The 12,548-nt window shown below is 60.3% G+C and carries 5 protein-coding genes; 1 reads left to right on the top strand and 4 read right to left on the bottom strand.

Annotation, left to right across the window (positions count from 1 at the left end; translation table 11 throughout):
- Window positions 1–150: 150 nt before the first annotated feature.
- Entirely contained in the window at window positions 151–8,613 is an 8,463-nt protein-coding gene (locus tag GGE33_RS24365; protein ID WP_183829231.1) for a glycoside hydrolase family 94 protein, read from the bottom strand.
- 348 nt (window positions 8,614–8,961) lie between these two features.
- On the opposite strand from GGE33_RS24365, the gene GGE33_RS24370 reads away from it, so the two are divergent.
- Window positions 8,962–10,125, top strand: coding sequence for a M20 aminoacylase family protein (locus tag GGE33_RS24370; protein WP_246436448.1), 1,164 nt, complete (start codon window positions 8,962–8,964; stop codon window positions 10,123–10,125).
- 155 nt (window positions 10,126–10,280) lie between these two features.
- On the opposite strand, the gene GGE33_RS24375 is transcribed toward GGE33_RS24370, so the two are convergent.
- From GGE33_RS24375 to GGE33_RS24385, 3 genes are all read right to left on the bottom strand, one after another.
- Window positions 10,281–10,418, bottom strand: a complete 138-nt coding sequence (locus GGE33_RS24375; protein WP_183829234.1) for a hypothetical protein — start codon at window positions 10,416–10,418, stop codon at window positions 10,281–10,283.
- A 192-nt stretch (window positions 10,419–10,610) separates the two neighbouring features.
- A complete protein-coding gene (locus GGE33_RS24380; RefSeq protein WP_183829237.1) occupies window positions 10,611–11,585 on the bottom strand; it encodes a threonine ammonia-lyase in 975 nt (324 codons plus the stop codon).
- A gap of 121 nt (window positions 11,586–11,706) precedes the next feature.
- Complete coding sequence (locus GGE33_RS24385; RefSeq protein WP_148147737.1) at window positions 11,707–12,519, bottom strand: endonuclease/exonuclease/phosphatase family protein; 813 nt, start codon at window positions 12,517–12,519, stop codon at window positions 11,707–11,709.
- Window positions 12,520–12,548 lie beyond the last annotated feature (29 nt).

The following is a 12,548-nucleotide window of genomic DNA, read 5'->3' on the forward strand; positions in this document are numbered from 1 at the left end:
CTCCCGTTGCGGTCACCTGTGCTGCGCTTCTTTTCGATGGAGACTGCCTTATGCCGACGTAGAAAAGCATCGCCCCGAAAACCATTCCGGTTTCCGGGGCGATGCCATCTCATTCGATTGTCACGTCACGCAGTTGTCTGGCTTTGCGGCCTATTTGGACGACAGCAGAAACCCGCCATCCTTGCCGGCAGAATTGCCGTCGACGGTAACATTGCCGCCTTCGACCTTGATCTTGTGGGCCTTGCCCTCAATCGTCAGTTCGGCCTCGAAACCATCCCAGCCGGTCGGCAGCGACGGATCGACGGTCAGACGATCGCCGTTGCGCTTGATGCCGAGAATGCCCTCGATCGCCGCGCGATAGAGCCAGCCGGCGGAACCCGTATACCAGGTCCAGCCACCTCGGCTCTGATAGTCGCCGGCGCCATAGACATCGGCGGCAACGACGTAAGGTTCGACCCGATATGTTTCGGCCGCATCGCGATTGAGCGCGTGGTTGATGGGGTTGAGGATCTGGAAGCATTTCCAGGCATCGTCACCACGTTTCATCTGCGCCAGCGCCAGCACGACCCAGATGGCTGCATGCGTGTACTGACCGCCGTTTTCGCGGACACCGGGCGGATAGGCCTTGATATAGCCGGGATCCTGCCGGGTCTTTTCGAACGGCGGGGTGAACAGGCGGATGATGCCCGCCTCTTCGTCCACCAGCTGTTTCATCACCGCATCCATCGCCTGGTCACGCCGGTCCACCCGGCCTTCGCCGGAAAGTACGCTCCACGATTGGCCGAGGCTGTCGATGCGGCATTCGTCGCTCTTGGCAGAACCGAGCGGCGTGCCGTCATCGAAATAGCCGCGACGATAATAGTCGCCGTCCCAGCCGTCGGTTTCGAGCGCATCCTTCAGCGTGTCGATATGCTTCTTCCAGCGATCAACGCGCTTCTTGTCCTTGCGCGCTTCGGCGTAAGGAATGAAGTCACGCAGGGCAGCCGCCAGGAACCAGCCGAGCCAGACACTCATGCCGCGGCCTGCAACGCCGACACGGTTCATGCCGTCGTTCCAGTCGCCGCCGAGCATCAAGGGCAGGCCCATGTCGCCGGTACGGTCGATAGCAAGATCGAGCGCACGCGCCGCATGTTCGTAGAGGTCGGCGATCTCGTTCGTCACCTCGGGCTGGATGAAGGCATCGTGCTTCGTCTTTTCGAGGATCGGACCGGAGAGGAACGGCAACTGCTCTTCCAGAATGGTCTGGTCGCCGGTGACCGAGACATACTGGTTGATCGCATAGGCGAGCCACACCACGTCGTCGGAGATCGTCGTGCGCACGCCGGAGCCGTTATGCGGCAGCCACCAGTGCATCACGTCGCCTTCCTTGAACTGGCGCGACGCCGCATTGATGATCTGCCGGCGGGCAAGCGACGGCTCGTGCACGAGGAAGGCCAGCGTATCCTGCAACTGGTCGCGGAAGCCGAATGCACCCGATGCCTGATAGAAGGCGGTACGGGCCATGATGCGGCAACCGAGCGCCTGATAGGGCAGCCAGTGGTTGACCATGTTGTCGAGCGACTTGTCCGGCGTCGAGATTTTCAGACGACCGGTGAACTCGTTCCAGAAGCCACGGTTCTCTGCCAGCGCACCGTCGAACCTGACGGTCTTGAGCTCGGCGGAAAGCGCAACTGCCTCCTCCTTCGTTGCGGCATCACCGAGGAAGAAGGTGACTTCCGTTTCCTGACCCGGAGCAAGCTCCACGTCATAGGCGAGCGCCGCACACGGATCGCCATCGAGATCGAGCGAACCGCTGAGTGAGGACACACCCGCCACCGCAGCCGGCATCTGAACCGAGCCGAAGCGGCCGACGAATTCGCGACGGCTTGCCGTGAAGCCGGTCGGCATCTCGCTCATGCCGAGGAAGGCAAAGCGGCTGAAATTGATGCTGAACGCGTTGTTGGCAAACAGCGTGCCCGTCGCCTCGTCCCGCGAAGGCAGGATGAAGGGAACAGTCTTTGCCGTGTTCGCACCGAGCAGCCATTCGACATAACCGTAAAGCTTCAGCTTCTTCGTTTCCGAGCCGGAGTTCTTCAGCTTGATATGCGAGAACTTGGCATGACGCGTCCGGTCGACGGTCTGGGTCAGTTCCAGCTTCAGGCCGTCCTCTTCGGACGAGAAGACCGAATAACCGAGGCCGTGGCGGGCTTCGAACAGGACTTCCGGGCGACGCGAGAGCGCAGCGAACGGCGTATAAACCTTGTTCGTTTCCGTATCGGATACGTAGAAACCTTCACCCGGACGGTTGATAACGAGATCATTGGTCCAAGGCGTCAGCTGGTAGTCACGGGAGTTTTCCGCCCAGGAGAAGCCTGCACCTTCGGCCGAAACGTGGAAGCCGAACGTATCGTTGGAGATGACGTTGATCCACGGATGCGGCGTCGACTGGCCACCGTTGAGGCGGACCACATATTCGTTGCCCTCTTCCGAGAAGCCGCCGATGCCGTTCCAGAATTCGAGATCCGTAGGCTCCTTCGGCAGGACTTCGGGAGCGGCAAAGATCTCGCCGTTCAGAAGCGGACGACGATCGGCATCGATCTGCTGTTCCGTCGAAGGCGCAAAGATCGTGCTCGTACGGTTGAGCTGATCCCCGAATTGGCCGTTACGGGCATGCAGGACGACGCGGGAAGCGGCGATCAGGCCATCAGCGCCCGCGCCTTCCAGAAGATCGCGGCGCAGCGTGAACACATGCGTGCGTCCGCCTTCCTGGCCCATGCGGGTCGCCATCTGCTCGATCGACTGCTGCATGTCCTGTGCATCGTCGGCCCCGCGCTCGTTGAAGATCACGAGATCGGAGACTACGCCGCGCGAACGCAGATATTGCTGCGCCAGGATGGCTTCCTTGGCGACCGGCATGTCCGCCTCGTCATTGATCCGCAGCGTGAATATCGGAAGGTCGCCCGAAACCGAGGACGGCCAGAGGCCCGACTGCTTCTGCATGCCTGCCTGCAGCGTCTGCTGGTCGGCGCGAAGCTGCATGTCGGGATAGACGAGATAACGGGCCAGATGCTGGAAGACGGCCGCATCCTGCGAGGTGACGCCGAGATGGCGCATCTGCATCTGCGTACGCGTCCAGGCCTGGGTCAGTTCGCTCTGGAAGCTTTCGGCGTGGCGATAATGTTCAATCGCCTTGTCGAGATCTTCGCGTTTCGGTGCTGCGATCGTCCAGAAGACGACGCTGACCTTCTTGCCGGCCGGAACCCGCACGCTGCGGCGCAGCGATAGGATCGGATCGAGCGTGAAGCCGTCGGTATTCGACAGCGACGCGCCCGGATCGAAGGCAGCAGCCTCCGACAGCGTGCGGCCACGGCCGAGGAATTTGCGGCGGTCGGTTTCGTATTCGGTCGGGCGGTCCGTTCCGGCGTGGTCGGCGGCGAGATGCGCAACCAGCATGTCCGGTTCGCTGTGATCGCGCTTGTTGCGCCATGCGCGGATCACGTCGCCGCGCTTGCCGATTTCGGTATTGATAAACATGCGCGAGAAGACCGGGTGGCCGTTATCGCCGTCATCACCCGCAATCACCGGCTCCATATAGGAGGTGACTTCGATGAAACGGTCTTCGGTGCCCATATTGAGCAGCGTCACGCGACGGCCTTCGGCATCGTGCTCGGTGCCGACGATGACCTCGACCGTGCTGGTCAGGTCGCCGACCGTCTTGTGGAACTCGGCCTTTTCGTCGCCGAACACAGCCTTCGACTGCTCGCCTTCCGCACGACGCGGTTCGGTCGTGGTCGACCACCAGTCATTGGTCGCCGTATCGCGTAGGAAGATGAACTGACCCCAGCGATCTTCCGTCGGATCTGGTCTCCAGCGCGAAACGGAGAGGCCGTTCCAGCGGGAGTAACCCGAACCGGTCGCCGTCATCATTAGCGAGTAATGACCGTTGGAGAGCAGCACCAGTTCGCGGTCCTTGGTGGCCGGGCTGGTGATCGTGCGAATTTCCGGACGAAGCAACTCGCCGCCGCCGGTACCCGGCTTTTCCTCGTGCTTGGCGCTCATCACCGGAATGTCGCGCGGCGCCTTTTCCTGCAGCAGCAGTTCGGCCGCCTCGATCACCGGATCGGCGTGGAAGAGCTCGCGCAGCAAGCCGTTCATGACGACGTTGGCAACAGCAGCAATCGACATGCCATGGTGGTGGGCATAGTAGTTGTAGACGACAGCGCAGCGCTTGCCTTCCGGCACACGGGTCGGTGTGAAGTCGACCGCATCGTGGAAACCGTAAATGCCGAGCGCACCGAGTTCGCGCAGTTCGGCAAGGTTTTCGACCGCTGCCGTCGGGTCGTACTGGCTGGCAAGGATCGACGCGTAAGGCGCGATGACGGCGTTCTGGCCGAGACCACGCTTCAGACCCAGCGTCGGCACACCGAAATTGGTGTACTGGTAGTGCATCTGATGGTCGAGCGCGTTGAACGCGGCTTCCGAAATGCCCCACGGCGTGCCGAGGCGGCGGCCATGGTTCATCTGTTCCTTGACGATCAGGTTGTTGGTCTGGTTGAGGATACCGCCCTGACGCTCCTGCATGACGAGCGGCGGCATCAGGTATTCGAACATCGAACCCGACCAGGACACCAGCGCACCGCGCGCACCGATCGGCACGACATGGCGGCCGAGCTTGTACCAGTGCTCGTTCGGCAGGTCGCCCTTGGCGATGCCGAACAGGCTGGTGAGGCGAGCCTCGGACGCGAGCAGGTCATAGCAGGCTTCGTCGACTTCGTTGCTCTCGACCCGGTAACCGATCGACAGAAGACGACGATCCTTGCGGAACAGGAACTTGAAGTCCATCGCAAAGGCGATCTTGCGGGCACGGACACTAAGCGACGCGAGGCGATCGCGCAGCTCTTCGACATTGGCGTTATCGAAGGTACTGTCGGCAATATGCGCTTCGCAGGCGGTTACCAGCGAGGCGGCCCACTTGGTCACTTCCTCGCTCTGGCTGGAGCGAACTTCGTGGTCGAGATTGTGCGAAAGCTTCTGGATCTCGCGCGCCAGCACCGACAGGTTGATGATGCGGATCGAGGCGAACTCGTGCTCGCGCTTGACGGCGGCAAGCGCATTGGCAAAGCCGTTGATCCGCTCTTCGAGACGGCGACGCAGCGGACGCACGGTCTTGCGATCGTCGGGAAGCGCCTTCAGCGTTTCACCGAGAATGCCGGCGACATCACCCAGACCATCGAGATTGCCCTGCAGATGCGCCGACGGCGCTTCTGCCCAGATGCGGCAGGCAGACGAAATCGCAATCAGGTGACCGGCGAAGTTACCGCTGTCGACCGACGACACGTAGCGCGGCATCAGCGGCTTCATCGTGTCGATATGATACCAGTTATACATGTGGCCGCGGAACTTGTCGGCCTTTTCGACGGTCGCAAGCGTCTGCTCAAGCCGTTCGATCGTCTCGGCAAAGCTGATCCAGCCGAAGTGACGCGCCGAAATGGTCGACAGGAGATAGACGCCGATATTGGTCGGCGAGGTGCGCTTGGCGACCGACGGATTCGGCTTTTCCTGATAGTTGTCCGGCGGCAGATAGCTGTGTTCCGGCGTCACGAACATTTCGAAATAACGCCAGGTGCGGCGCGCGATCTTGCGCAGCTCGACCGACACGTTTTCCGGCACGAACAGCTTGTCTTCCGTCTCGGCCGACTGGCTGACATACCAGGCAACGAGCGGCGAGAAGATCCACAGGATTGCAAACGGAATGCCGACGAGGAAGGCATTGTCGCCCGGGATGGCGGCAAGAATGATGCTGAGCACGGCAATTGCCGGCGCATGCCACATCGACCGGTAATAATCGGTCGGGCTGCCCTGCGCATTCGACTGGATAGACGCAGCCGTCTTCCATTCCAGCATCAGCTTGCGGGAAACGAACAGGCGATAGAGCGAACGGCCGATCGCGTCCGTCATGATGCAGGCAGAATCGGCAATGAAGACGATCCGGAGCGCCACCTGAGCATTGGTCGAGCGGACGTCGGACCAGACAGAATAGAAATGCGCCTTGGCGACGTTGTCGCTCGAACGCGGCAAAAGATTGGTCAGAAGCGAGATCGTCGGAGCGACGAACAGCGAGAAGATCAGCAAAATCTGCCAGATCAGCGCGCCAAGCGGGTCCATGCAATACCAGCCGAGCACGGAGGCGAAGAACCATGCGATCGGAGTGAGCGACCGGCGCAGGTTATCGAGCATCTTCCAACGACCGAGCGCGGTCACACCACGCTTGGCGTCGATGATGTAAGGGATGAGCTGCCAGTCGCCGCGTGCCCAGCGATGCTGGCGCGAAACTTCGACTTCGTAACGGGTCGGGAAATCCTCGACCAGCTCGACATCGGTGACAAGAGCGCAACGCGCGAAAGACCCTTCGAGAAGGTCGTGGGAGAGAACCGCGTTTTCTTCGATACGGCCCTTCAGCGATGCCTCGAAGGCATCGACGTGATAGAGGCCCTTGCCGGTGAACGAACCTTCAGCGGTCAGGTCCTGATAGACGTCGGAGACGGCGAAGACGTAAGGGTCGAGACCGCGGCCGACCGAGAAGACGCGCTGGAAGACCGAGGCTTCCGTGCCGGTCGTCAGCGACGGCGTGACGCGCGGCTGCATCAGGCCGTAGCCCTTGACCACCTGGTTGGTTTCAGGATCGAGAACCGGGCGGTTGATGGGGTGGTGCATCTTGCCGACGAGCTTGGTCGCCGCATCGCGGATGAGGCGGGTATCGGCATCGAGCGTCATCACATACTGGATGTTTGCCGGAACCGTGTTGGCGCCCTGGAGATAGGTCGTATCGCGGTCGCCGCGCAGAAGCAGGTTCAGCTCATGCAGCTTTCCGCGCTTGCGCTCCCAGCCCATCCATACGCCTTCGTTCGGATTGAACAGGCGACGACGATGGAGAAGGAAGAACCGGTCGCTTGCCACCTCGTCCTTGTAACGCGCGTTGAGCGCCACGATTTCGCGCTTGGCATAATCGAGGATTTCTAGATCGGCTTCGGTCTGCTCAACCTTGCTGTCGCGCCAGTCGGACAGCAGCGAGAAATAGATCTCGCCCTGCGCGTTGGCGAGATAATGAACCTCGAGATTGCGCACCAGTTCATCGACCGTATCGCGGTCGGTAATCAGGCACGGCACGACGACGAGCGTCTTTGCCTCTTCCGGAATGCCTTCCTTGAATTCGTAACCGACAAGCCGCGCCGGTTTAACGAAATAGGTGACGACCGTGTTGAACAGGCCGGTCGCGCCTTCCGAAGCAGGAAGCGCAAACATCAGGAGCAGGAAGAAAACGACGATCAGCGGGATCGCGGCCTGAACCAGGAAATGGCCTGTGATCGCCAGGGCAAGCACGGTCAGCAGGATCACCGGAGCGGCAATCGCGAGCCAGTTCAGCTTGCGATAGGCGCGCACGGCCCGCTGCAGGATCGGCGGGTGATAATTGACGGCTGCCTCCAGTTCCTTGCGGTGACGGCCGACGATGAATGCGCCTACATTGGTCTCGCGTACATCCGGGTCTTTTTCGGCCGCTTCCTGCGAAAGCTTGATAGCGGCCTGGGTGACTTCGGCTTCGCTGCGCTTGGAAAGGCGCGCGAGCTTTTCGATGCGGTTGCGATAGGCGTTGCGCGAACCGAAATCGAGCGCTTCGTAATCGGTATGCTCGCGAAACAGCTTGTCGATCTGCGAGACGTCCTCGAACCAGACGCTCCATTCCGTATCGATGATGAGACGCAGGCTCTTGATGATATTGCCCATCGTCACATTGCCGGAAGACAGACGGCTCTGCTCCGACTGCGTGACGGTCTCGACATCCGTGCCGACCTCGGCAAGGCGCTGTTCAATCCACTGCGTGGCGAACGTCGTCGACTGAGAGGCATTGCGCATTCTATAGAGGAACTGAGCTGCAAACGTGTTGTCGCGCACCAGATCCGCAACACCGGCCAGCACCTTGGCGCTTTCGGTCTCGTCGTTCAGGCGGATGATCTCGTCGGCCACGTCATTGGCGCGCTTGCGCATGTTGCGCGAACGGTCGACGCGGGTGGCGATACGGCGCAGGTTCTCGATCAGCACGAAGCGGATGAAGGACGGCAGCGCCCAAAGTTCGCCGATTTCGAGCGGTTCGTTTTCCTGGAAACCCTCGACCATGGCGGCCAGCGTCTCGCGGTTCACGCCCGAATGGGTATGCGCCACGTAAAGCCATGCGAGCGCCAGAACGCGCGGCATCTTCTGTCCCTGGACGACGCGGGTCGGCAGTTGCTTGAAGAACTTTTTAGGAAAATCGCGGCGGACTTCCTGGATCGCCTCTTCGACGATGTAATAGTTGTCGAGCAGCCATTCGGCCGCCGGCGTGATCGAGGCACCGGCGTCCACGTCGAGAGCCGCAGCGCGATAGACGCGAAGGATTTCCTTCTCGTTGTCGGAATGCTGCTGGAAGAACTCGAAGGACATGAGGCCGGGAAGATCTTCCCCCTCGCCGCGGCCGAGCCTTACGCCGCAGTCTCTCAGGTCGTCTATCGTCAGATAGCTCGCACGGATCGAATCATTGTGATCGATCTGCTTGACGTCTGTTTCGCGCGAGGAGCCGGGCTTCGGAGTATCAAGGGACATGGACACGCTTCTGAATGAAAGATCGGGGTTTATCGGCCAAATTTCTTGGGCCTACGCCGGAAGATCACGTCGCCATCTGGGAAATGGCGCCAAGTTCCGGTGCAATCCGCGCGAAGGGAGATAGAGGCCGGCTTGAATATTGCAAATCAAAGACACCAATTATCGCCAGCCACAGCTCGGATTGACACAATCTATCCAATTAACCTTGGCAGCCTGAATAAAGGCTGAACGGATTCAAACGATTGATTCAGGAAGAAAACTTTAAAGCTTGAGCCACTCGATTGGCGCATAGCGGCCAATGGTCTATACCCGCGCCTTCTCTTTGCGAAAGCCAGAAAGGCCTGACAGATGACGCTGCGATTTTCAAACGACATGACCGACGTGATCGCCATCCGCCGGCATCTGCATGAAAATCCGGAAATCGGCCTTTCAGAATTCAAGACCTCGGATTTCATTGCCGGGAAGCTTGAGGAGTACGGCTACGAGGTCACGCGCGGGCTGGCGAAGACCGGCATCGTCGCAACGCTTAAAAACGGCGACAGTTCGCGTTCCGTCGGCATTCGCGCCGATATCGACGCCCTGCCGATCACCGAAGAGACCGGCCTCGAATATGCCAGCAAGAACAAGGGTGTGATGCATGCCTGCGGCCACGACGGACACACCGCCATGCTGTTGGGAGCGGCAAAAATCCTTGCCGAGCGAAAGAATTTCGACGGCACGATCCATCTGATCTTCCAGCCGGCGGAGGAAAACTTTGGTGGCGCCAGGATCATGATTGACGAAGGCCTGTTCGATAAATTCCCCTGCGACGCCGTCTTCGGCATGCACAATGATCCGGCCATGCCCTTCGGCAAGGTCTTCGTCAAGGACGGCCCACTGATGGCGGCGGTCGATGAAGCCCGCATCATCGTCAACGGCCATGGCGGTCACGGCGCCGAACCGCAGGCGGCATCCGATCCGATCGTTGCTGGCGCCAGCATCATCATGGCGCTGCAGACGATCGTCTCGCGCAACATCCATCCGCTCGATCCGGCTGTCGTCACGGTCGGCGCATTCAACGCTGGCATCGCCAGCAATGTCATTCCCGAACGCTCGGAAATGGTCATCACCATCCGCTCCTTCGATCCGGGTGTGCGCAACAAGCTGGAAGAGCGCATCCGCGCCATCGCCGAAGGCCAGGCCGCAAGCTATGGCATGACCGCCACGGTCCATTACGAGCGGGGGTACGAAGCGACTATCAATCACACAGCGGAAACCGATTTCGTTCGCGACCTGGCAAAAAAGGTCGTCGGAGCAGAGAATGTCGCCGAGATCGAACGCCCGATGATGGGCGCCGAGGACTTTGCCTATATGCTGGCTGAGCGTCCCGGCAGCTACTTTTTCCTCGGCACCGCGAAGACCGACAACGACCCTTCGCTGCATCATCCGCGCTTCAACTTCAACGACGATGCACTACCGATCGGCGTCAATCTCTGGGTTGAGCTTGCCGAGACTTATCTGGCGTCGAAATAGGATTTCTTTACGGGAGGAGACGTTATCGACGATCTCTCCCGCTCGTCATCCTCGGGTTTGTCGCGAGGATCTAATCACGTTTCCACCAATTCAACGTAGCAGATGCTCGGGACAAGCCCGAGCATGACAGAACGCGGCATTACCGCATTTAAGGCTCAGAAAATACCGAGCGTCACGGCACCGACGAAGACAAAAGCCGCAACGGCGATTGCCAGATGCGTGGCAGATTGCCAGCTGTCGAACAGCGAGTGGCGATGGGAAAGCGATCGTGTCTGAACAGTCGAGTGTCGCATGATCTTCCTCCAGCTTTTCTTAAAGCCACCATTCTCCGGGTGATGACTGATGCTACCTTATCCCTATCAACTTGGTAGAGATAAAGTTCCAAGCAAAAGCGGCGGATTGGAAAATCCTTTTCCGTTAATGCCTGTAATGCGACGTTAACGGTTTATTATGCCTCCGGTTCCGACGAGCGCCTTTTTGTCGCCTCAATCCGGATTTCGTTCGAGCGCCATGCGGAAAATGTCGCTATCGACATTGCCGCCCGAGCAGACCGCAATCACGGTGTCGCCGAGCGTCTCGCCGTGGAAAAGCGCTGCCGCAAGCGCCACAGCGCCGCCCGGTTCGACGACGATCTTCAACCGGCTGAAGGCAAGCGCCATGGCTTTCAAAGCCTCGTCCTCGGTGACGACGAGCCCGGCGCCGCAAAGCTTCGACATGATCGGAAAGGTGATGTTTCCCGGCTGCGGCGTGATGATCGCATCGCAGAGCGAACCGGATTGCCTCGCGTTTTTTTCGATCGTGCCGGATGCCAGCGAACGCGTGACATCATCGAACCCTTCCGGCTCGCAAGGGTGGACAGTGAAGCCCGGCGCCTTGGCGGCGAGCGCCAGCGAAACGCCGGAAATGAAGCCGCCGCCACCGGTCGGGACGAGAACGCCGGCCTTTTCGATACCCAGTTCCTCTGCCTGTTCGGCGATTTCGAGACCCGCCGTCCCCTGACCGGCGATCACCAGCGGTTCATCGAACGGTTTGACCAGCGTGAGGTTGCGCTCGGCCGAGAGCCGCGCACCGATCGCATCGCGATCCTCCGTCGCGCGATCGTAGAGCACGACTTCGGCGCCATAGGCACGGGTGTTCTCGATCTTGATGCGCGGCGCATCGGCCGGCATGATGATGACTGCCGGAATGCCGTGCAGCTTCGCGGCAAGCGCCACGCCCTGCGCGTGATTGCCGGAAGAAAACGCGATCACGCCTTTTGCACGAACCTCCGGCGCCAGCCCCGAAATCGCCGACCATGCACCGCGGAATTTGAACGATCCCGTATGCTGCAGGCATTCGGGTTTGACGAAAATCCGCCGTCCGGCGATCTCGTCGAGGAAGGGAGAGGAAAGCAGCGGCGTGCGGCGGACATGGCCGTCGAGACGGGCTCGGGCGGCTTCGATCATGGCAATATCGGTCATGGAAATCCTTGCTCGGAAAAGGCAGCGGCGCGTGAATGACAAAAGCCTATTATCGCCCCGGCTCGAGGTAAAGCGACGCAAGCCGGGAAGATTGTCACCAAGTCAATTCAGCCGGCCAGTTTCAACGAGTAAGCCGGGCACCGATCTTCACCACAGCCTTGATCGGCAAATGATCCGATGCCCGCCGAGAAAGCGGCGTGTCATGCGTTTCGACACGATCGATCAACTCGGGGCGGTTCGCCATGATGCGGTCGAGCGCCAGCACCGGCAGTCGTGACGGGAAACTTGGCACCGCCGATGGCAGGCCGAAAACCGTCGCCAGCGTGTTGAGCGAGGAACGATCGCCCAGCCGCCATTCGTTGAGGTCCCCCATTAGAACGGTCGGATATTCTTCGCGTGCGCGCAGGATATCGAGGATCATCCGCGCCTGCTGTTGGCGGGACCGATTGAGCAGGCCAAGATGCGCGGCAATCACCCGAAATGTATTTCCACCTGCAAGGTCGAGTTCCGCCATCAGCGCCCCGCGCGGCTCCAGTCCCGGCAGCTTCACCTGGTGCACATCACGCACCACCCCCTCGCGGAAAAACACGACATTGCCATGCCAACCATGCGCGCGCGCGACGCCAGAGACCGGAACCGGGTAAAGCCCCGTTTCCCTCTCCATCCATGCGAGATCGAGAAGCCCACGGCGCTCACCGAAGCGTGTATCCGCCTCCTGCAGCGCGATGATATCGGCACCGATTTCGCGGATTACCTGGGCGATCCGGCCAGGATCGAATTTGCCATCGACCCCGACGCATTTGTGCACATTGTAGGATGCGACAAGCAGGCCGGTTGAAGGATCATGCTGTGAATGGATGCCAATCCCGCGCGCCTTTCGGGCGCGGATCGACGCAATGATGCTGGCCGGCAAGGTTGTACGTTTCTCGTGCATCACCGTCATTCTTCAAAGCATGACCGACG

The organism is Aliirhizobium cellulosilyticum, from assembly GCF_014198105.1.
In the GTDB taxonomy this organism is placed as follows: Bacteria; Pseudomonadota; Alphaproteobacteria; order Rhizobiales; family Rhizobiaceae; genus Neorhizobium; species Neorhizobium cellulosilyticum.

Coding starts and splice junctions, on each gene's coding strand:
- GGE33_RS24365 (WP_183829231.1), bottom strand. CDS start 8,613: ATGTCCCTTGATACTCCGAAGCCCGGCTCCTCGCGCGAAACAGACGTC.
- GGE33_RS24370 (WP_246436448.1), top strand. CDS start 8,962: ATGACGCTGCGATTTTCAAACGACATGACCGACGTGATCGCCATCCGC.
- GGE33_RS24380 (WP_183829237.1), bottom strand. CDS start 11,585: ATGACCGATATTGCCATGATCGAAGCCGCCCGAGCCCGTCTCGACGGC.
- GGE33_RS24375 (WP_183829234.1), bottom strand. CDS start 10,418: ATGCGACACTCGACTGTTCAGACACGATCGCTTTCCCATCGCCACTCG.
- GGE33_RS24385 (WP_148147737.1), bottom strand. CDS start 12,519: ATGCACGAGAAACGTACAACCTTGCCGGCCAGCATCATTGCGTCGATC.